This window comes from Sorangium sp. So ce327 (genome assembly GCF_051530205.1).
In the GTDB taxonomy this organism is placed as follows: Bacteria; Myxococcota_A; Polyangia; order Polyangiales; family Polyangiaceae; genus Sorangium; species Sorangium cellulosum_B.
Window position 1 is genome coordinate 9,475,682 of record NZ_CP150330.1, and the last position, 17,968, is coordinate 9,493,649.

Annotated in this window: 16 protein-coding genes; 14 read left to right on the forward strand and 2 right to left on the reverse strand. The window is 70.4% G+C overall.

Annotation, left to right across the window (positions count from 1 at the left end; genetic code table 11):
- Positions 1–300 precede the first annotated feature (300 nt).
- From WME95_RS35515 to WME95_RS35550, 8 genes are all read left to right on the forward strand, one after another.
- Positions 301–1,161, forward strand: coding sequence for a response regulator (locus WME95_RS35515; protein ID WP_437903761.1), 861 nt, complete (start codon positions 301–303; stop codon positions 1,159–1,161).
- Between the two features lie 159 nt (positions 1,162–1,320).
- Positions 1,321–2,016 carry a succinate dehydrogenase cytochrome b subunit gene (locus tag WME95_RS35520; protein WP_437544010.1) on the forward strand — a complete coding sequence of 232 codons (696 nt, stop codon included), beginning with the start codon at positions 1,321–1,323 and terminating at the stop codon, positions 2,014–2,016.
- Between the two features lie 19 nt (positions 2,017–2,035).
- Positions 2,036–3,949: a fumarate reductase/succinate dehydrogenase flavoprotein subunit gene (locus WME95_RS35525; protein ID WP_437903762.1), complete on the forward strand. Its 1,914-nt coding sequence runs from the start codon at positions 2,036–2,038 to the stop codon at positions 3,947–3,949.
- Positions 3,949–4,722, forward strand: coding sequence for a succinate dehydrogenase/fumarate reductase iron-sulfur subunit (locus tag WME95_RS35530; protein WP_437294365.1), 774 nt, complete (start codon positions 3,949–3,951; stop codon positions 4,720–4,722). The genes WME95_RS35525 and WME95_RS35530 overlap by 1 nt, the downstream gene beginning before the upstream one ends.
- Before the next feature lie 1,165 nt (positions 4,723–5,887).
- Positions 5,888–6,670 carry a DUF5995 family protein gene (locus WME95_RS35535; RefSeq protein ID WP_437903763.1) on the forward strand — a complete coding sequence of 261 codons (783 nt, stop codon included), beginning with the start codon at positions 5,888–5,890 and terminating at the stop codon, positions 6,668–6,670.
- 47 nt (positions 6,671–6,717) lie between these two features.
- Complete coding sequence (gene msrP, locus WME95_RS35540; RefSeq protein ID WP_437903764.1) at positions 6,718–7,773, forward strand: protein-methionine-sulfoxide reductase catalytic subunit MsrP; 1,056 nt, start codon at positions 6,718–6,720, stop codon at positions 7,771–7,773.
- Between the two features lie 2 nt (positions 7,774–7,775).
- Positions 7,776–8,435, forward strand: a complete 660-nt coding sequence (locus WME95_RS35545; RefSeq protein ID WP_437911058.1) for a sulfite oxidase heme-binding subunit YedZ — start codon at positions 7,776–7,778, stop codon at positions 8,433–8,435.
- 108 nt (positions 8,436–8,543) lie between these two features.
- Complete coding sequence (locus WME95_RS35550) at positions 8,544–10,049, forward strand: hypothetical protein (RefSeq protein WP_437903765.1); 1,506 nt, start codon at positions 8,544–8,546, stop codon at positions 10,047–10,049.
- A 34-nt stretch (positions 10,050–10,083) separates the two neighbouring features.
- On the opposite strand, the gene WME95_RS35555 is transcribed toward WME95_RS35550, so the two are convergent.
- Positions 10,084–10,674 carry a DUF420 domain-containing protein gene (locus WME95_RS35555; RefSeq protein ID WP_437544022.1) on the reverse strand — a complete coding sequence of 197 codons (591 nt, stop codon included), beginning with the start codon at positions 10,672–10,674 and terminating at the stop codon, positions 10,084–10,086.
- Positions 10,675–10,822: 148 nt separating this feature from the next.
- Positions 10,823–12,247: a glutathione-disulfide reductase gene (gene gor / locus WME95_RS35560; RefSeq protein ID WP_437903766.1), complete on the reverse strand. Its 1,425-nt coding sequence runs from the start codon at positions 12,245–12,247 to the stop codon at positions 10,823–10,825.
- 123 nt (positions 12,248–12,370) lie between these two features.
- Between gor and WME95_RS35565 the strand changes: the two genes are divergently transcribed.
- The 6 genes from WME95_RS35565 to WME95_RS35590 all read left to right on the forward strand — a co-directional run bounded on the left by WME95_RS35565 (position 12,371) and on the right by WME95_RS35590 (position 17,836).
- Complete coding sequence (locus WME95_RS35565; RefSeq protein ID WP_437903767.1) at positions 12,371–13,399, forward strand: lysylphosphatidylglycerol synthase domain-containing protein; 1,029 nt, start codon at positions 12,371–12,373, stop codon at positions 13,397–13,399.
- Between the two features lie 347 nt (positions 13,400–13,746).
- The gene (locus WME95_RS35570; RefSeq protein ID WP_437903768.1) at positions 13,747–14,556 is read left to right on the forward strand and encodes an acyltransferase; all 810 of its coding nucleotides are present in this window, start codon (positions 13,747–13,749) and stop codon (positions 14,554–14,556) included.
- Positions 14,557–14,571: 15 nt separating this feature from the next.
- A complete protein-coding gene (locus tag WME95_RS35575; protein WP_012239182.1) occupies positions 14,572–14,802 on the forward strand; it encodes an acyl carrier protein in 231 nt (76 codons plus the stop codon).
- Positions 14,799–15,974, forward strand: coding sequence for a hypothetical protein (locus WME95_RS35580; protein ID WP_437903769.1), 1,176 nt, complete (start codon positions 14,799–14,801; stop codon positions 15,972–15,974). The genes WME95_RS35575 and WME95_RS35580 overlap by 4 nt, the downstream gene beginning before the upstream one ends.
- Before the next feature lie 70 nt (positions 15,975–16,044).
- Entirely contained in the window at positions 16,045–17,004 is a 960-nt protein-coding gene (locus WME95_RS35585; protein ID WP_437903770.1) for a GNAT family N-acetyltransferase, read from the forward strand.
- Positions 17,005–17,122: 118 nt separating this feature from the next.
- Positions 17,123–17,836 carry a pirin family protein gene (locus WME95_RS35590; protein ID WP_437911059.1) on the forward strand — a complete coding sequence of 238 codons (714 nt, stop codon included), beginning with the start codon at positions 17,123–17,125 and terminating at the stop codon, positions 17,834–17,836.
- The last annotated feature ends 132 nt before the right edge of the window (positions 17,837–17,968 follow it).

The window sequence follows — 17,968 nt, forward strand, 5'->3', positions numbered from 1 at the left end:
CCGCTGCGAGAAGCGCTCACGCTCCACAGGAGTCGGCATACCGGAGCACATCTGCGCCGGGCGCGCGGCGCCGCCCCCTGTTAAAGGAGGACAGCGGCAACGCCGCTTCGACTTCCGTTTCGCTGGAATACCGGTTCTATTGGACCGTAGGCGGACTTCGGACGGGTGGTAGAGGGCGGAGAGGGCTCCGCCGGGCGGAGCGGCTTCCACCACGACCGCCGCGGTCGCCACGCGATCACGGCAGCGCCGGATGGCGAGGCGGCGCGGCGCACCCGTCGTAGACCAGAGGAGGAGGCATCAGTGAGCCAGGCCCGACCCCATGTGCTGGTGGTAGACGCCGAGAAGAGGGTCCTCGACAGGCTCGCGCTCGAGCTGAACCAGGGCGGCTTCGACGTCACCTGCGCCGAGAGCGGGCCCGCGGCGATCGAGCTCGTCAAGGCGCGCCGCTTCGACCTCGCGGTCGCCGATGTGGGGGCGCTCGGCATGGAGAGCGCCGGGACCATCGCCGCGCTCAAGGCGCTCAGCCCGGACCTCGAGATCATCGTCGGCGCCCCGTGCTCCAGCGCGCAGGCCGCCGTCGAGTGCATCGAGCGCGGCGCGTACGACATGCTGGAGAAGCCCTACGACATCGACGACCTGAAGCGGATGCTCGAGGCGGCGATGCTGCGCACCCACCTCGACGCCGTGGCGGCCGTCCACCAGGCGAGCGCCGCCCTTGTCGCGTCCCTCTCGCGGGACGACTTCCCCGAGCGCGCCGTGGATCTCGCGGCGAAGGTCGTCTATACGACCAGCGCGGCGCTCTCACTGGCGCTCGATCAAGGGGCCGCCCTGTACCAGGCGGCCTCCGGCGCCGAGGTGTCCGCGGCGTTCATCGCGCGGCTCGCCGGGCGCATCGAGGGCGCGCTCGCGCCTGTCCGCCTGTCCGCGGACGACGCGCCCGATCTCCTCTGTACCGCAGAGGGCGATCGCTTCGGCGCCGCCATCGTCGCGCCGCTCCGCCTGGGCGAGAGCTCGTTTGGCGGCCTCGTGGTGCTCCGTGACGAGCGCCTGCCTGCGTTCACCAGCCAGGAGGAGCAGGCCATCGGCATCTTCGCGATTGAGCTCGCGCTCGCCTTTTACGGCCACAAGGTACGGCGCTCGCTCGGCCCCTGCGCCGCCTGACCCGCGCGCGGGATGGATGCGGGATGGATGAGGCGCGCTTCCGCGGGCGGCGCGCTCGTCCGCGCCGAGATCTGCGGCGAGCGCCCGCAAATTCTTCGGCGATCGAGCTCAAGATTCCCTCTGGCGAACGCGTTCGCACCCCACTAAAGGAGGGGAGCGATGAGCCCCACCGCTGCACCATCGACTCTCCCCGCCAGGGCCCAGCGCGCCGCGACCTTCTACCGGGACCTCGTCGGCAAGAAGATCGCGATGGCGCTGAGCGGCGTCATCTTCTTCGGCTTCGTGATCGGCCACATGACCGGCAACCTGCAGGTCTTCCTCGGCCGGGAGAAGATCAACGACTATGCCGCCTTCCTCCACGGGACGCCCTCCCTGCTCTGGGGGACGCGGATCGTCCTCCTCGCCGCCCTCATCGTCCACGTCTACACGGGCGTGACGCTCGCGCAGCACAGCCGCGCTGCCCGGCCGGTCCCCTACCAGGTGAAGGGGCAGCGGCGCCCGAACGTCGCCGCGCGGACGATGCTGCTGAGCGGCGGCGTGCTCGCCGCCTTCATCGTCTATCACCTGCTCCACCTGACGACGGGCACCGTGCACCCCGACTTCGTGCCGCTCGACGCCTACGACAACGTCGTGAAGGGCTTCAGCTCGGCGCCCGCGGCGATTGCCTACGTCGTGGCGATGGGCCTGCTCGCGCTGCACCTCTACCACGGCGCGTGGAGCATGTTCCAGTCGGTGGGCTTCAGCCATCCACGCTACACGCCGGCGCTCAAGAAGCTCGCGGCCGCGTCGTCGATCCTGCTCTTCGCCGGCTTCTCATCCGTCCCGCTGGCCGTCCTGTTCGGCATCGTCCGCTGAGCCCGGAGCCTCCGTCATCATGCAGCTCAATGCGAAGATCCCCGAAGGTCCCATCGAGAAGAAGTGGGACCAGCACCGCTTCAACCTGAAGCTCGTCAACCCGGCGAACAAGCGGAAGTACACGGTCCTCGTCGTCGGCACCGGCCTCGCCGGGGGCGCGGCGAGCGCGACGCTGGCCGAGCTCGGCTACAACGTGAAGAGCTTCTGTTTCCAGGACTCTCCGCGCCGCGCCCACAGCATCGCCGCGCAGGGCGGCATCAACGCCGCGAAGAACTACCAGAACGACGGCGACAGCATCTACCGCCTCTTCTACGACACCGTGAAGGGCGGCGACTACCGCGCGCGCGAGGCCAACGTGTACCGGCTCGCGCAGATCAGCGTGAACATCATCGACCAGTGCGCCGCGCAAGGCGTGCCGTTCGCGCGCGAGTACGGCGGCGTGCTCGCGAACCGCTCCTTCGGCGGGGCGCAGGTGTCGCGCACGTTCTACGCGCGAGGCCAGACGGGGCAGCAGCTCCTCCTCGGCGCCTACCAGGCCCTCGAGCGGCAGATCGGCCTCGGCAAGGTGAAGATGTACCCGCGCACCGAGATGCTCGATCTCATCGTCATCGACGGCAAGGCGCGCGGCCTCATCACCCGCAACCTGATCACCGGCGCGCTCGAGACGCACCTCGGCGACGCGGTCGTCCTCGCGTCGGGCGGCTACGGCAACGTCTTCTTCCTCTCGACGAACGCGAAGGGGTCGAACACCACGGCCATCTGGCGGGCGCACAAGCGCGGCGCGCTCTTCGCCAACCCCTGCTTCACGCAGATCCACCCGACGTGCATCCCGGTCTCGGGCGACTACCAGTCGAAGCTGACGCTCATGAGCGAGTCGCTCCGCAACGACGGCCGCATCTGGGTGCCCGCGAACCCGGGCGACACGCGCCCGCCGGAGCTCATCCCCGACGGCGAGCGTGACTATTACCTCGAGCGCCGTTATCCGAGCTTCGGCAACCTCGTGCCGCGCGACGTCGCGTCGCGCGCGGCGAAGGCGGTATGCGACGAGGGCCGCGGCGTGGGGCCGACGCGGCTCGGCGTGTACCTCGACTTCTCGGACGCCATCCGGCGCCTCGGCAAGCCGGCCATCGCCGAGCGCTATGGCAACCTCTTCGACATGTACGAGCGCATCACGGGCGACGACCCGTACAGCGTCCCGATGCGCATCTATCCGGCCATCCACTACACGATGGGCGGGCTCTGGGTCGACTACAACCTGATGAGCACGATCCCCGGCCTGTACGTGCTCGGCGAGGCGAACTTCTCCGACCACGGCGCGAACCGGCTCGGGGCGAGCGCGCTGATGCAGGGCCTGGCGGATGGGTACTTCATCATCCCCTACACCATCGGCGATTACCTCGCGTCGACGAAGCTCGAGCGGGTCGACGATCTCCACCCCGCCGTGAGGGACGCCGAGCGCGACGCGAGCGCGCGGCTGAACAAGCTGCTCGGCGCGAACGGCTCGCGCACGGCCGACTCGTTCCACCGCGAGGTCGGCAAGATCATGTGGGAGGCGTGCGGGATGGCGCGCAACGCGGCCGGGCTCAAGGGCGCGCTCACGCGGATCCCGGAGCTCCGAGAGCAGTTCCACCGCGACGTCCGCGTCTCGGGGACCGGCACCGGCCTGAACCAGGAGCTCGAGAAGGCGGCGCGCGTCGCCGACTTCTTCGAGCTGGCAGAGCTCATGTGTCGTGACGCGCTCGACAGGGAGGAGTCGTGCGGCGGGCACTTCCGCGAGGAGCACCAGACGCCCGAGGGCGAGGCGAAGCGCGACGACGACCGCTTCTCCTATGTCGCCGCCTGGGCATGGCGAGGCGAAGGTCAGGCCCAGGAGCTCCACAAGGAGCCGCTCCAGTTCAACGAGGTTCACCCCACGCAGCGGAGTTACAAATAATGCGCCTCACCCTCCATGTCTGGCGGCAGAAGGGCAAGTACGAAGCGGGCCGGTTCGTCACGTACGAGGTGCCCGACGTCAGCGAGCACATGTCCTTCCTCGAGATGCTCGATGTGCTCAATCAGCGGCTCATCCTCAAGGGTGAGGAGCCAATCGCGTTCGATCATGACTGTCGCGAGGGCATCTGCGGCATGTGCGGCTTCATGATCAACGGCCAGGCGCACGGCCCCCTCCGTGGGACGACCGTGTGTCAGCTGCACATGCGTCACTACAAGGACGGCGACGTGCTGTGGCTCGAGCCGTGGCGGGCCCAGGCGTTCCCGGTGGTAAGCGACCTCGCGGTGGACCGCAGCGCGTTCGACCGGATCATCGCGTCGGGCGGCTTCGTCTCGGTGTCGACGGGCAGCGCGCCGGACGCGAACGCGATCCCGGTGCCGAAGGTGGTCGCCGAGCGCGCCATGGACGCGGCGGCGTGCATCGGCTGCGGCGCCTGTGTCGCATCTTGTCCGAACGCGTCCGCCTCTCTCTTCACCGCGGCGAAGCTCACGCACCTGAACCTCCTGCCGCAGGGCCAGCCGGAGCGCGATCAGCGGAGCCTCAACATGGTCGCCCAGATGCGCGTCGAGGGCTTCGGCCACTGCACGAACGTCGGCGAGTGCGAGGCGGTCTGCCCGAAGGAGATCCCCCTCGACATGATCGCGCAGATGAACCGCGACTACCTGCGCGCGACGCTGGTCCACCGCGACGTGCAGGCCAAGGGCGGCACCGGCTGAAGCGCCGCACCGCCGGCCTCGCCCGAAGCCGGCGGCGCCTCCCTTCCCTCCCCTCTCCTCGACAGCGAACGCCCTCCTCCCGCACGTCATGAACGGCGGCGCTCCGTCGCCGTCACCCCGCCGCCAGGGCGAGCGCGCCCTGGATTGACCACCGGCTCGCCGCCCGACGCGCCGCGCCAAGGGTGCGCCTGTGGCCCGCGGGGTCAGGCCGGCCCTTCGGCCCATCACCGCCCGTACGGCCGGCCCCCGGTGCCTGCAGGCGCAGGCTGCAGCGCCTCGGCGCGAGGCGCACCGAAGCAGGGCCCCGCGGCATGACAGGCGAGCCCTGGTGCCGCGGGTGCGCCAGCACGATCCCGACGGCCGCCGCAGGTGTGGCACGAGACCGCCGTCATCTCCCGTTTTCGTACAATTTTTCACCAAAAGCACAAGATTTTGCAGGCCACCTGTGGAAAACAGGCCAGGAGTTTCCTGATCACCGACTCAGGTACTTCCTAAACAATCTTCACATCCCGAGCTCCAACCGTACAGTCAACGTGGGATAAGCACTCGGCATGTTTCGAGAACATCTCGTCGCGACTCGCGCCCATGCCAGTGGGGGCTTTCCAAGTGTGACGAGCCGTCGCTCCAGTAGCAGCGCAACCGCGAAGATGCCGTGGCGCTCTCCCGCGCCGCAATGAAACGTGTCAGGGTCAACAGGCACTTGTTCGAGGCCACGAGTTGGAATAACCTCGAAATTGTCCTGAACGGGATCAGGCGTCATAAGACAATTGTGGTCACCCCACACCATGTCGTAGACTAGGTCGAACTTAGAGCGCCGCAGCGAGGGGGGGCATCCCGCGGCGAGCGCGTCGAGGATCGCATCGAGTATCGCTCTTCTGCGGAAGCCGGTTCGAGGGGAGGGCCGGCAGGAGGAGAAGCCAGAGGCAAAGGCCGCGGCGACCTTTCTCCCGGCGGGTCAGGAGATCCGCTTTCCACATGGGAACGACGCGCACCGGGACCGCAAATCAGACCCACGGGGGCCGGGCAGATCGCCTGACGGCGCCCTGCTGCACCGTTCGTGCTGCGCGCCTTCGGCGCGCGCCGGGGTCTGCGAGGCTGGTCGGATGCGGGAGTTCGAACATCAGACAGGTCTCTTGCACGAGCGAAGAAGTAGGAGGGGAACTTCATGAGGTGCTGCATCGACGGCCTTAATCTGCATCCGACGAGCGTCCACGATGCTGCCGTTGTTCTCGACACCGTGACGGATCGGCTCCTCGCCGCGGGGGATCGGCGAGCGGCCTTCACCGACGTCTACGGTATCGTCACGCGCGCGGTCGCGGCGCAGGTCGAGCGACGCGATGGCATGTTCCTCGAGCCGGCCTGGATCTCGCGCCTCGCGGGCCGGTTCTGCGAGCGGTACCTCGAGACGCTCGGCTGGTCCGATCGGGGCGCGGCGCAGGACTGCGGCGCCTGGCACATCGCGTACGCGAGCACGGCGTCGCGGTTCACGCCCCCCGTGCAGAACGCGCTGCTCGGCTTCAGCGCCCACATCAACTACGATCTGATCTTCGGGATCCACGCGACGATCGTCGAGTTCGGGCACGGCGCCGACCGGGCGATGCTCGCGCGGCTCAAGCACGATCACGATCAGATCAATACGCTGCTCCGCGCCTCGGTCATCGAGGCGCTCGCGCGCCTCACCGCGCGGCACGGCTGCCCCCTCAGCGCGTTCTTCCTGGACACCGCGCCGGAGCTCGCGGTCTGGGTGTCGATGGAGATGCTCTCGCGGTGGCGCGAGCGGGTCTGGGACGACGTCCTGGCGCTCCTCGCCGCGCGCAGCGGGAGCGAGCGGGCGGCGCTCTCCCGCGGGATCGAGCGGCGCTCCACGCGCATCGCCCAGATGCTCGCGCTGCCCTCGCTCCACCAGGCGCCGCATTCGGCGCTCCGCCTCCTGTCAAGGGCCGCGTGATCGCGACCGACCGCAACCGGAGCCCCGCCCGATCGTAGAATGGGGGCATGAGCAAGCTGCCCAAGGAACCGCCCGCCGGCGAGATCACCCCTCCAGCGCTCTACCTGCGACGGCGCGAGCTCCTCAAGAACGCGGCGCTCTTCGCCGGCACCGCGTCGGCCATGGGCGGCGGCCTCGTCTGGCTCACGGGCGGCGCGGCGCGCCTCTCGGCGGCCGGCGCCCCCGGCGGCGAGGCCACGCCGCTCGGCAGCGCCGCCGCGCCGCTCGGCAGCGCGGCAGCGCCGCCGGGGCCGCTGGCCGCCGGCGCGTCGTCCTCCGGGACGAGATCGAGAGACCCGTTCGTCACCGACGAAGCGCGGACCTCCTACGAGGACATCGTTTCGTACAACAATTTCTACGAGCTCGGCCTGAGCAAGTCGGAGCCGGCCCAGAACGCCGGCCGGCTCAGGCTCCGCCCCTGGGCCGTCGCGTGCGAGGGAGAGGTGAAGAAGCCCGAGGTCATCGACCTCGACACCCTCCTCCGATGGTTTTCCCTGGAGGAGCGCGTCTATCGAATGCGCTGCGTCGAGGCGTGGTCGATGGTGATCCCCTGGCTCGGGTTCCCGCTGGGCGCGCTGCTCAGGCGCCTTGAGCCGACCTCTCGCGCCCGGTACGTCCAGTTCACCACGCTGCTCGATCGAGAGCAGCTGCCCGGCCAGCGGAGCGACGTGCTCGAGTGGCCTTACGTCGAGGGGCTCCGGATCGACGAGGCCATGCACCCTCTCACGATGCTGGCCGTGGGCCTCTACGGCAAATCGCTGCTCGGCCAGAACGGAGCGCCCATTCGCCTGGTGGTGCCGTGGAAGTACGGCTTCAAGGGGTGCAAATCGATCGTCAGCATCAAGCTCACGGAGCGGCAGCCGGCGACGAGCTGGAGCCGCGCCGCGCCGGACGAGTATGGGTTCTATGCGAACGTGAACCCCGCGGTGGATCACCCGCGCTGGAGCCAGGCGACGGAGCGGAGGATCGGTGAGCTGCGCCGCCGCCCCACGCTGCCATTCAACGGCTATGCGGAGGAGGTCGCCGGCCTCTACAGCGGGATGGACCTGCGGGAGAGCTTCTGATGATGCGCGCGCCAGCGAGGACGATGTCGCCGCCGCGCGCCGTCGCCGCCGGCGTGCCGGCTGGCCGGAAGCTCGGCTGGCTCCCGCCCGCGGTCGTCGCCGGCGGGCTGATCCCGCTCGCCGTGCTCGGCCTGCGCGCCGGGGCCGGGGCGCTCGGCCCGGACCCCGTCGCCGCGGCGCTGAACCAGCTCGGCCTGCTCGCGCTCGTGCTGCTCATCGCCTCGCTGGCGGCGACGCCGCTCAAGCTCGTGTCGGGCTGGACCTTTCCGCTGCGTATCCGCAAGGCGCTCGGGCTGCTCGCGTTCTTCTACGCGTGCGCCCACTTCCTGACGTATGTGATCGTCGATCAGGGCCTCGACGTGCGCGCGATCGTCGAGGACCTCACGGAGCGCCCCTTCCTCCTCGCCGGCTTCGTCGCGCTCCTCGTGCTCGTCCCGCTCGCGGCGACGTCGACCGCGCGCATGCTGAAGCGCCTCGGCGCCGCGCGCTGGAAGCGCCTGCACCGCCTCGCCTACGCCGCCGCCGTCCTCGGGATCGTGCACTTCTTCCTCCGCGTGAAGAAGGACGCGACAGAGCCGATGATCTACGCGGCGCTGCTCGCGCTCCTCTTCGCCGTGCGCATCGCGAGCGCCGTCCTGCACAGGCGCGCGGCGCCACGCTGAGGCTCCGGCGTCGCGCCGTCGCGCCGTCGCCGCGCGGCGAACGTGCCGCGCGGCGACGCGCGTTCGGGTACCATGGGGCTTCGACGTGGAACGCGTGAGGACGGCGTCATGAGGCTCTTCACCATCGGGGACAGCATCTCTCAAGGCTTCATGTCGCTCGGCGCGGCGCGCACCCAGCTCGCGTACTCCACGTGGATCGCGCATGCGCTCGGCGTCGACGTCGGCGACGCGCTGTCGAGCCCGGCGTACCGCGTGCCCGACTACCCCGCCCACGGGCTGCTGCTCGATCTCGAGGTGGTGCTCCGCCGCCTCCAGCTCGCCTTCGGCGCCACGATCGACAGGCTCGAGTGGGCGGCCGTCCTCCTGGAGATCAACCGGGTGCTCGACGTGGCCGAGGAGTACTACGAGCGCGGCGAGGGGGCCGGCCGCTACCGCGGCGGGAGCGTCCCCTGGTTCCACAACGTCTCGGTGTACGGCTTCGACGTGGCCGACGCGTGGCTCGTGACCCCGAGGCTCTGCAGGGAGCGGATCGCGGCCGCGCCCGGCGCCAGGGACGGCTTCTTCCAGGGGCCCAACGCGGCGTTCTACCGGACCGCGCTCCGCGTCCTCAACCCGTCGCGGGACGAGCGCCTCGACGGGTACAGCCAGCTCGACTGGCTCGGCCACCACGCGCGCGGCGAGGGCGTCGAGAACCTCCTCCTCTGGCTCGGCCCCAACAACGCGGTCGGCTCGGCGATCCTCCTCAGCGTCGCGGCGACCGAGGACAGGCCCGAGCGGCGGCCGGCCTCGCTCAGCTTCGACGAGCGGACCCGGGCGCAGTGGAACCTCTGGATGCCCGACGACTTCGTCGCCGAGTACGGCGAGCTGCTCGACCGGGTCGACACCCTGATGCGGCGCAACGAGAGCCCGGGCTGGCGGGTGTTCGTGGCCAACGTGCCTCACGTGACGATCGTGCCGATCGCCACGGGCGTCGGCGACCCGCTGCCCGGCCTGCCGCGCTACTACCCCTATTACACCTATCCCCCGCTCGCTCGGGGCACCCGCCTGATCGAGGCGGGCGCGCCGCACCTCACCGCGGCGGACGCGCGGCGCATCGACGAGACGGTCGACGCCTGCAACGCGCAGCTCGTCCGGCTCATCGAGGAGAAGAACGCCCGTCACCGCGCGCCCCGGTATCACCTCGTCGACGTCTCCGGCGGCCTGGACCGGCTCGCGTACCGGCGCACCGGCGGCGAGCCGGCGTACGAGTTCCCCGCGTACTTCGCGGCCAACGTCGCGCCGCCGATGGACACCCGCTTCTACCACGTCGATCGCGCCGGGCGCCGCAGGGCCGGCGGCATCGTCAGCCTCGACGGCGTTCACCCGAGCGTCATCGGCCAGGGCCTCCTCGCCCACGAGTTCCTCAAGGTCATGAAGGAGGCCGGCGTGCCTGGCGCCGACCCGGACCGCCTGCCGTGGCCCAGGATCGTGGCGAGCGACACGCTCTATCAGGACCCGATCCCGCTGATGGAGGAGATCTACCAGTACGAGGAGCTCTCGTACGCCGTGCTCTCGGCCTACCGGTACGTCTTCGGAGGGTTCCAGGGGCGCCGCGGCAGCATCAAAGACTTCTAGAGCGCCCCTGGTACGAGGCGTCGCAGAGCGGCGGTCACGGCACCGCGGGGGTGCTTCCGCGCAGCATGAAATAGATGAGCACCCCGGTGACGGAGACGTAGAGCCAGAGGGGCAGCGTCACCCGCGCGACCTTGGCGTGCTTCGCAAAGTTCGCCTTGTAGGCGAAGTAGAACGACGTCAACGCGAGCGGCACGATGCCCGCCGAGAGCACGATGTGCGAGATGAGGACGGCGAAGTAGACGGCGCGCAGCGGCCCGGTGCCCTGGTACTTCGTGTCGCCGTGGACGAAGTGATAGGCGAGGTAGCCGACGAGGAACAGCGACGAGGCGGCGAACGCCGAGACCATCAGGTACTTGTGCACGACCATCGCGCGGCGCTTGATCGCGATCCAGCCCGCGACGAGGAGCGTGGCGGCCGTCGCGTTCAAGGCGGCGTTCAGCGGCGGCATGAAGCGGAGATCCGCGCCGCCCGCGCCCCGCCGGATGATGAGGATGTAGGCGAGGAACGCCAGCGCGGCCGCGGAGAGCACGGCATTGAAGGCGTAGAACGAGCGGTCGCTGGTGCGGGCGAGCAGGCCGACCGGCTTCAAGTGGCTCGAGGCGTGGGACGACATCGCGCGGTCCATACCAGAGGAGCGCGCCGAGCGCGAACGCGAGCGAGCAAGCTCGGATCAGCGAACGGAAGCGGACGGAAGCCGACGGGGACGACCGCCAGCGCTCGCAGACGGACCGAAGCGGACGGGCGCGGACGGCGCCGCCCCGTGTGACCCCGGGCTACGCGGAGCTCGGCGCGATCCCCATCGGGGGGCTGCGTTCGAGGTTCCGCAGCGGCTCGCGCATGGTCACGAACTCCTCGGCCGCGGTCGGGTGGATGCCGATCGTCGCGTCGAACTGCGCCTTGGTCGCGCCGCACTTCAGCGCGACGGCGAACCCCTGGACGATCTCGCCGGCGTCGGGCCCGACCATGTGGACGCCGAGCACCCGGTCGGTCGCGCGGTCGACGACGAGCTTCATCATCGTCTTCTCCTCGCGCCCGGAGAGGGTGTGCTTGAGCGCGCGGAAGGTCGAGAGGTAGATGGCGACGTCGTGGTGCTCTCGCGCCTGCGCCTCGGACAGGCCGACGGTGCCGACGTTCGGCTGGCTGAAGACGGCGGTCGGGATGCCGGCGTAGTCCACGCGCGCGCGCTCGCCGCGGAAGAGCGTCTTCACCAGCGCCATCGCCTCGGCGATGGCCACGGGCGTGAGCTGCACGCGCGAGATCACGTCGCCGAGCGCATAGATGGACGGGACCGACGTCTGGAACGCGTCGTCCACCACGACCGCGCCCTCCTCGTCGAGCTTCACCCCGACCTCCTCGAGGCCGAGCCCCTTGGTCTTCGGCAGGCGCCCCGTCGCGTACAGCACGCAGTCGGCCGCGAGCTCGACGCCGTCGGCGAGCGTCGCGACGAGCGCGTCGCCCTGCCGCGCGATGCTCTCGACGCTCGCGCCCAGGCGGAGGTCGAGCCCCTTCTTCTGGATCTCGGCGGCCAGGAACGCCCGGATGTCGTCGTCGAAGCCGCGCAGGAGGTGCAGGCCGCGGTGGACCAGCGACACCTTGGCCCCGAGGCCGTGCAGGATGCCGGCGAGCTCGACCGCGATGTAGCCGCCCCCGACGATGACCGCCCGCCGCGGCATCGCCTGGAAGTGGAACAGGTCGTCGGAGGTGACGGCGAGCTCGCGCCCGGGGAGATCGGGGATCCAGGGGTAGCTGCCGGTCGCGACGAGGATCCGCTCGGCGGTGATCCTGGCGCCGTCGATCTCGACGGCGTTGGGATCGACGACCCGGGCGTGCCCCCGCCGAATGTCGGCGCCCGAGTTCTTCAGGAGCCGCTCGTAGACGCCGTTCAGGCGCTCGATCTCCTTGTCCTTGTTGCGGAGGAGCGTCGGCCAGTCGAACGACGGGCCGGCGTGCCCGTTCCCGCCGGCGCCGTGGCCGGGCACCGTCCAGCCGTAGCCGGCGGCGTCCTCGAAGTCCTCGGCGTAGTGCGAGGCGTAGACGAGGAGCTTCTTCGGGATGCACCCCAGGTTGACGCAGGTGCCGCCGAGGTGGCGCGACTCGGCGACGGCGACCCGGGCGCCGTAGGAAGCGGCCATGCGGGCTGCGCGCACGCCGCCGGAGCCGGCGCCGATGACGAACAGATCGTAATCGTACTTGGACATGGCGGACGACTATGCCCCATGTGGGGCGCGGTCGCCGCGCGCCATGCGGTCGCGCGCGACGGGCTCCGCTCCCTCCGGCTTCGGCTCGGCCACCGGCGCGGGGATTCTGCTACGGTCCCGCCGTTGCGCTCCTCGACCCACACGGGAACCTTCGCCGACGCTCCGCCACCGCGCCCGCGCGACGGCGACCTGCAGGAGCGTCCCGCGCCGCGCCTCGCGGGACGCGCGCGCCGCGCCCTGCCCTTCGCGCTGGCGGCCGCGCTCGTCGCGTTCGTCCTCGGCCGGCTCGACTTCGACGCCTTCAGCGCCGCCCTGTCGCGCGTCGACGCCCCGCTCTTCGTCGCCTTCGCCGCCCTCTTCGTCCTCGCGCTCCTCGGCGCCGACACGTTCGCGACCGTCCTCGTCTACCGCCGCCTGATCGCGCCCGTCGCCTTCCGCGATTTCCTCGTGCTCCGCGGCGCCTCCTACCTCCCGTCGCTGCTCAACCACCACGTCGGTCAAGCCTTCGTCACGGTCTTCCTCGCGCGCGTGCACGCCGTGCCGCTCGCGCGCGTCGCCGGCGCGACGCTCGTCGTGTACGCGTCGTGGCTCGGCTGCCTGCTCCTGCTCGGCGCCGTCGCCGTGCCCGCGAACGGCGGTCCGCTCGCCGGGTCGGCCCTGCTCCTCGCGGCGGGCGCGCTCTACCTCGCGATCCTCGCGCTGCGCCCCGCCCGTCTCGCCCGCACGAAGCTCCTCGCCCCGCTCTTCGAGGCGGGCGTGCGCGGCCACCTCGTCGCCCTCGCCGCGCGCATCCCGCATCTCCTCGTCCTGTTCGCCGGCACCTGGCTCCCCTTCTGGTTCTTCGACGTGCGCATTCCCCTTGGAGCCGCCCTCACGTACATCCCGATCCTGATGGTGGCGGTGACGCTCCCCATCACGCCGCAGGGCTTCGGCACGCGCGACGTGCTCGCCGCCGCGCTCTTCGAGGGCTTCGCGGCCGGCGCGACGCGCGACGCACGCCTGGCCGCCATCGCCGCCTCGACGACGACGTGGGCCGTGGCGCTCACCCTCGTCGAGGCCGCGCTCGGCCTGGCCCTCCTCCGGGGCGTTTTGCCCCATATGGAGGCAAAGCGCCCCGCCGACGCTCCTCCGTCCGGCCATGACGCGGCGTAACGCGGCTCGCCGTCACGGTATTTCGTAATCTTTCAACCAGGCTACTCGCCAACCTCGATTGGCGCATCGTTTGCCATAGAGCCGGCATAGCGCCGGCATAGAGCCGGCATAGCGCCGGCATAGAGCCGGCATAGAGCCGGAGAGCGGCCCTGCAGAGGCCAAAGAGGCCCTGCAGAGACCAAAGAGGCCCTGCAGAGACCGAAGAGAGATAGGTCGGCCAAGAGCAGGTTCGGCGTGGCGAGTTTCGGGTTATAGTCTCCGGCCCCCTGGCGTTCGTTTCGTCCTTCTGGCCGCGTGCGACCCGCTGAACATCGCAGACTGGACCAGTCCGCGCCGAGCGACCCTCTATGAAGAACCTGGCTCGTTTCCTCGCCTCCTCGGATCACGACGTCGCCCGCGCCCTGCGCCACGTGCGCCGGCAGGTCCGCAGCTTCACCCTGCCCGCGCCGCGGCCGCTCGTGGTCCCGATGCGCATGGCGTTCGAGGCCGCGCGCGAGGTGTACTATTTCGGTGCGCGTGTGCTCGTCTGCGAGCCGCATTTCAAGTCGCACTGCGCGCAGTACGGCAAGGGTGTCCGGACGGGGACCTTCATCCACTTCATCACTGGGCGGGGCGACATCATCCTCGGTGATAACGTGGTGCTCGACGGCAAGACCGACTTCATCTTCGCCGCGCGGTTCTGCGACCGCCCAACGCTGCGGATCGGCGACAATACCGGGATCGGGCACGGCTGCCGGATCGTCGTCGGCAAGTCGGTCACCATCGGCAAGCACTGCATGATCGCGGCGGGCGTCTTCATCCTCGACTCGAGCGGCCACCCGAGCGATCCGGAGGCCCGGAGGCGGGGCCTGCCTCCCTCGGACGCCGAGGTGCGGCCGGTCGTCATCGAGGACAACGTCTGGCTCGGGACCCGGTCCACGATCTTCCCGGGGGTCACGGTGGGCGAGGGCAGCGTGGTGTCGGCGGGCTCCATCGTGATGGCCGATGTCCCTCCGTACACCGTCGTCGCTGGCAATCCGGCCCGACGGGTGGCATCACTCCGGGCGACCGAGCCGCCGCCGCCCATCGCCCCCTCGGCGGACCGCGCCGATGCGAATGCGAGGAGGCACGGCGCGGACGACGCTGCGCGTCGCTCGGGCTCCGACAGCGCATCTTAACCCTGGAGTTCTTTCATGATGATCGAGGTGGAGAAGGTGATCGATGTCATCGTCACGGTCGGCCGCTTGCCCGCCGCGATCAAGCCCGATGACGACATCTACGACGCGGGGTTCTCCTCGGTTCGAGCGCTCCAGCTGCTCACCGAGCTGGAGGACCGGTTCAACGTGGCGCTCCCCGACGACCGGTTCAGCGTGGCCCGCACGCCGCGCGCGCTGAGCTCCCTCATCCAGGAGCTCGCCCCGTGAGGAGGGTCGTCACCGTCGAGCTCGCGGCGCCTGCGACCGAGATGGCGCAGGAGGAGATACCCAAGCAGATCGCCTTCCTCTCGAAGGAGATCGCGAACATCCGCTTCGTCCGCGAGGGCGCCGCGCTGGAGTTCGAGGCCCCCGAGGAGCGCGCGGCCGACCTCGCGAAGGCGGCGGAGGGCATCGCGCGCACCATGCAGCGCAGCCTGCGCCAGCTCACGCGGAAGCTCGTGTACCGCAGCCCGGCGTGCGATCGGGTGGAGTTCCGGGGCGGCGCGCTCCCCGCCGGGATCACGCAGATGGGCCAGGGCCAGGTCGCCCTCGAGGGCATCCCGCTGCGGCTCTACCGCTACTTCGATCGCTCGCTGGAGGCGCTCGGCGCGCCGTTCTCGCCGAGCCCGATCCTGGTGCCGACGTTGATCCCGGCGGCGACGCTGGCGAAGTGCGACTACTTCCGCTCGTTCCCGCACATCGTCACGTTCACGTGCCACCTGCCGGAGGACATGCCGCTCATCGAGGATTTCCGGGCGCGGCATCAGGACCGGGACTCGCTCGACGAGCGCGCGCTGAGCGACATGGCGCAGCCGGAGGTGTGCCTCTCGCCGGCGGTCTGTTACCACGTGTACGCGGCGAACCGGGGCCGGGTGCTGCCGGCCGGCGGCGCGCGCTACGCCCTCGCGGGCCGCTGCTTCCGCTACGAGTCGAGCAAGATGGTCGACCTGCGGCGGCTCTGGGAGTTCACGATGCGGGAGATCGTCTTCCTCGGGTCGCGGGAGAACGTCCTCGCGCTGCGCGAGGAGGGCAACGAGATCGTGGCGCGCTACCTCGACGAGCACCGGCTCGCCGGCGAGATCCGGACGGCGAGCGACCCGTTCTTCATCGCGCCGGACGCGGCCGCCAAGACGTACTTCCAGATCAGCAGCGAGACGAAATACGAGATCTCGTTGATGCTCCCGGAGGGCGAGCGCGTGGCGGCGGGCTCGCTGAACTACCATACCGACTTCTTCGGCCGCGCGTTCAGCTGCGATGTCGAGGGCGCGGGCCCGATGCACAGCGTGTGCATCGCGTTCGGCCTGGAGCGGTGGGTCTACGCGTTCCTGGCCCAGCACGGCGACGATCCGACCGGCTGGCCCGATGTCGTGCGGCGCGCTCCCGAGATGGCAACCCTGTAGAGCGGCGCATCGCCGCTCCGCCGCTTGCTCGCAGTTCCGTTTCCTGGGGGTTCAGAGAGGCTTCGCGTCCATGAAGTTCGAGCGCGTCGATCCGGTCGCGGCGGCGGACGAGGCCAGCTTCGTCCTGCGCGAGGCGTGGTCTCCGCCGACCCTCCATTACACGGCCGGCTACCTGCGATGGCAGTTCGGCTTCCCCGGCCCGTCGCCGCAGGCCGTGCTCGCGCGAAAGGGCCGCGAGCCGGCCGGCTTCATCGGCGTCGCGCCGCGCCGCTTCCGGTTCCGGGGCGCCACGTCGGAGGGATATGTCCTCTCGTTCGTGAGCGTGCGGCCAAAGTTCCAGGGGCAAGGGCTGGCGAGCCGGCTGTACACGGAGCTCCTCGCCGGCCTCCGGGGGACCCCCCTGCCCATCGCGGTGTTCGTGGAGGCGCGGTCCGCGCCCGCGCAGCGCGTGCTCTTCAAGGCGGTGGCGGCGGTGGGCCTCGAGCTGAAGCAGCTCACCGCGTGCCGGAACCACGGCTATATCCCCCGGGCGAGCGCCGCGCCGCCGCGGGCCGTGGCCGCGCCTGCATCGGCCGTGCAGGACGTGCTCGCCGTGATGGCGACGTGCAACGGCGAGCGCGTGCTGTGGTCGGCGCCCGACGCGGCGCACCTCGAGCACGCCCTCCGCGATCCACGGCCGCGCCGGCTGTTGCTCGTCGAGGAGGGGGGCCAGGCCGTCGGCGCCGCGGTGGTGTTCCTGTCGGAGATCGCGACCGCCCGGGGGATCGACCGCGTGGCGACGCTCGGCGCGCTCTTCCTGCCGGAGCCGACCGCCGACCGGCTCGCGGCGGTGATGCGCGGGGCGTCGGAGGCCTTCGGCGGAAAGGCGACCACGCCGACGGTGAGCGCGCCGAACCTGGCGATCGTCCCCGAGGACCAGCTCAGGCCGGCCGGCGTGCGCGCGACGGCCGCGACCTTCGACGCGTTCGTGATCCAGCCGAAGGGCGGGCCCTGGCTGGACGCCGAGACGACCAACCTCGAGGTCGTCTGACGCGACGGTGTCCCAGGGGCATCCATCTACATTGTAGATGGTTCCCATGAGAACAATGCCGATTCACAAGATGGATCGGCGGGCGCATGCTGAGGTCATGGCCAACAACACTTCTTCGATGGTGATCCGGCGCTCTGGCGAGCGGGGCTATGCCGACCACGGGTGGCTGCAGTCGTTCCACACGTTCTCGTTCGCCGACTACCAGGATCCGGAGCACATGGGCTTCCGTGCGCTGCGGGTCATCAACGACGACCGCGTCGCCCCGTCGCGGGGGTTCGGGATGCACCCGCACCAGAACATGGAGATCGTCACCTATGTCCTGGAGGGGGAGCTCGCGCACAAGGACAGCATGGGGAACGGGTCGACCATCCGCCCTGGCGAGGTCCAGCGCATGTCGGCGGGGACGGGCGTGTACCACAGCGAGCACAACACCTCGAAGGCGGGCGTGACCCACCTGCTGCAGATCTGGATCGTGCCGGATCGGCGCGGGGTTACGCCGAGCTACGAGCAGAAGGCGTTCTCGAAGGAAGAGCGCCATGGGAAGCTGCGGCTCGTCGCCTCGCAGGACGGGCGCGAGGGCTCGGTGACGGTCCACCAGGACGTGAGCCTGTTCGCGGGGCTCTTCGGGCAAGGCGAAGAGGCGCGCTACGAGCTCCCGGCCGGCCGAAACGCCTGGGTCCACGTCGCGCGCGGGAGCGTCGAGCTGAACGGGACGCTGCTCGAGGCCGGCGACGCGGCGGCCATCGAAGCACCCGGCGCGGGAGGAGCAGGTCAGTCGCTCCACCTCGTCGGGAAGGGCGCGGGCGAGGTGCTGCTGTTCGACCTCGCCTGAGGGGCGGCTCTCGCGCGCTCCGCCCGCCGGAGGCGCGATGAGACAGAGGAGACAGCGGGAGATCGCGCGCATGATCCACGGCGTCAGGAGACGCCTGCCGCCGGCAAGGGAGCTCCCTGGGGCAAACAGGCA

Coding starts and splice junctions, on each gene's coding strand:
- WME95_RS35555 (WP_437544022.1), bottom strand. CDS start 10,674: ATGGACCGCGCGATGTCGTCCCACGCCTCGAGCCACTTGAAGCCGGTC.
- WME95_RS35530 (WP_437294365.1), top strand. CDS start 3,949: ATGCGCCTCACCCTCCATGTCTGGCGGCAGAAGGGCAAGTACGAAGCG.
- WME95_RS35590 (WP_437911059.1), top strand. CDS start 17,123: ATGGTGATCCGGCGCTCTGGCGAGCGGGGCTATGCCGACCACGGGTGG.
- WME95_RS35535 (WP_437903763.1), top strand. CDS start 5,888: ATGAGGTGCTGCATCGACGGCCTTAATCTGCATCCGACGAGCGTCCAC.
- WME95_RS35520 (WP_437544010.1), top strand. CDS start 1,321: ATGAGCCCCACCGCTGCACCATCGACTCTCCCCGCCAGGGCCCAGCGC.
- WME95_RS35585 (WP_437903770.1), top strand. CDS start 16,045: ATGAAGTTCGAGCGCGTCGATCCGGTCGCGGCGGCGGACGAGGCCAGC.
- WME95_RS35545 (WP_437911058.1), top strand. CDS start 7,776: ATGCGCGCGCCAGCGAGGACGATGTCGCCGCCGCGCGCCGTCGCCGCC.
- WME95_RS35525 (WP_437903762.1), top strand. CDS start 2,036: ATGCAGCTCAATGCGAAGATCCCCGAAGGTCCCATCGAGAAGAAGTGG.
- WME95_RS35570 (WP_437903768.1), top strand. CDS start 13,747: ATGAAGAACCTGGCTCGTTTCCTCGCCTCCTCGGATCACGACGTCGCC.
- msrP (WP_437903764.1), top strand. CDS start 6,718: ATGAGCAAGCTGCCCAAGGAACCGCCCGCCGGCGAGATCACCCCTCCA.
- WME95_RS35575 (WP_012239182.1), top strand. CDS start 14,572: ATGATGATCGAGGTGGAGAAGGTGATCGATGTCATCGTCACGGTCGGC.
- gor (WP_437903766.1), bottom strand. CDS start 12,247: ATGTCCAAGTACGATTACGATCTGTTCGTCATCGGCGCCGGCTCCGGC.
- WME95_RS35550 (WP_437903765.1), top strand. CDS start 8,544: ATGAGGCTCTTCACCATCGGGGACAGCATCTCTCAAGGCTTCATGTCG.